Annotated in this window: 1 pseudogene; it reads left to right on the top strand. The window is 38.7% G+C overall.

The features are described from left to right. Positions 1 to 54: 54 nt before the first annotated feature. Positions 55 to 405 (top strand): annotated as a pseudogene (locus J7R05_RS08190) (ClpX C4-type zinc finger protein); the annotation flags it as partial. Positions 406 to 445 lie beyond the last annotated feature (40 nt).

Here is a 445-nt window from a genome sequence, read left to right as displayed (position 1 = left end):
AAACTTCCTTTGAAAAGACAAAGTATTCATATAGCGTGGTGAAAGGAAAGAGAAATGAGCAAAATTGGCAATAGTGGGAGCGAATCAAAAAATACTCTCTATTGCTCGTTCTGCGGCAAAAGTCAGCATGAGGTGCGTAAGCTCATCGCGGGGCCTACGGTATTCATTTGTGATGAATGCGTAGAGCTTTGCATGGATATTATTCGTGAAGAAAATAAATCTTCTTGACTTTAGGTGCGTGATTGCGTTCTTACTCCACACTAAATTATAACATTTCTTGAGGACTACGTTATTTGTCATCAACATTCAAAGCGTGTTCTCTCTATTTTTGTCAATAACCATTATAAGCTACTTGAGCACCATCAAGATCACTATTCATCAGTGCTTCGGAATAAAAATGCAATTCACTTTCCATGACAGATCCTTTCGACCCATGAACAATGCC

Source organism: Bartonella capreoli, from assembly GCF_902813205.1.
In the GTDB taxonomy this organism is placed as follows: Bacteria; Pseudomonadota; Alphaproteobacteria; order Rhizobiales; family Rhizobiaceae; genus Bartonella; species Bartonella schoenbuchensis.
The sequence above is the reverse complement of the archived record's forward strand: the minus strand, read 5'-3'. Positions and strand labels throughout refer to the sequence as shown.